This is a genomic window from Terriglobus sp. YAF25 (assembly GCF_052113305.1).
Lineage (GTDB): Bacteria > Acidobacteriota > Terriglobia > Terriglobales > Acidobacteriaceae > Terriglobus.
This window is the reverse complement of the sequence record NZ_JBFRCY010001030.1, coordinates 1-1,130: the sequence shown is the minus strand read 5'-3', so window position 1 is coordinate 1,130 and position 1,130 is coordinate 1. Positions and strand designations below refer to the sequence as shown.

Sequence of the window (1,130 nt, the reverse complement as noted above, 5' to 3'; positions counted from 1 at the left end):
GGCCGGTGTTGCTCAACGTTCCGCTCTCACCGAACAGGCGCGCGGTCAGTGTGAAGTCCCCCGTGACCTGCTGATAGGCATAGTGCAGCGAATCAGCGGCGCCTCCGATCCCGCTTCCCTGACCGGTGACCACGAACGTGTTGTTCGCTGCCGTGGCATACTGCGCACTGCCAGGAACCTGCACGACGCCGATGTCCGCATCCAACCAACCTGTCGGCAACGATCCCGCACTCATGGGAGTAGCACTGGCAGAGGTTGATGTCGCGCTGGCTCCTGATTGGTTGACCGCCTGCACCTCATAGGAATAGGCCGTGCCATTAGTCACGCTCGCGTCTATGTACTGCGGCATTGTGGTTTGTGTAAGGCTGGCAAGCACGGTGTACGACACGCCGTCCGTRGAACGCAGAACGTTGTAGCCATTCGCAGTCGCTGTCGTCGACCAGTTCAGGAAGACCTGGCCTACGCTGGCTGTCGCGGTTAGACCGGTTGGTGCAGCAGGTATAGGCGACGGAGGATACGCCGACGCCGAAGCATTCAAAGTGAAGGTCAGTGTGCCATACCCGAAGTGATCGATGCTGCCATGCTCCGGCCGTTGCAACTGAGCCATCGCCTGCGTGTTGGGCGTACTTACTCCCTGAAGAACGTTGTAGTGGTTATAGAGCAGCTCCCACACTGGACGATCGCTCAGACGGTCACGTCCGTTGGTGGAGGGGTAGTACTGCAGCACATTGTCGCTGTTGTTGTAGGACGTATATGGCACAGTCTGGTTCATGTTGTACAGCGACACATATTCAGCTCCAGCCAGAAGACGGTTATTGCTGTAGCTGAAGAGATCGACACCCTGGTTCCATGCTGTCTGCGCCGCGTAGCCAAGCAAGCCTACACCAAGCTGAGCATGTTCCTGGTCGCGGCCCGCCTCCTGCCACTGGCCCAGTGCTCCATCGTTATAGAGCGTCCAGACGGCGTGATTGATCGCGCCGTTCCCTGCTCCATTCTGATAGTAGGCAACGCCCTGGTTGAACCAGTCGGTGTTGTCATTGAGCACGCCCATGGCGATCAGGGCGCCAATATTGCATGCATCCCAGTTCGCCCAGTAGTGATCGATGGTCGCACCATTATGTCTGGTGAGG

The 1,130-nt window shown here is 58.2% G+C and carries 1 protein-coding gene; it reads right to left on the bottom strand.

The features are described from left to right. The coding region (locus tag AB4043_RS26300) for a hypothetical protein (RefSeq protein ID WP_442308627.1) at positions 1 to 1,130 on the bottom strand (1,130 nt) is incomplete at both ends.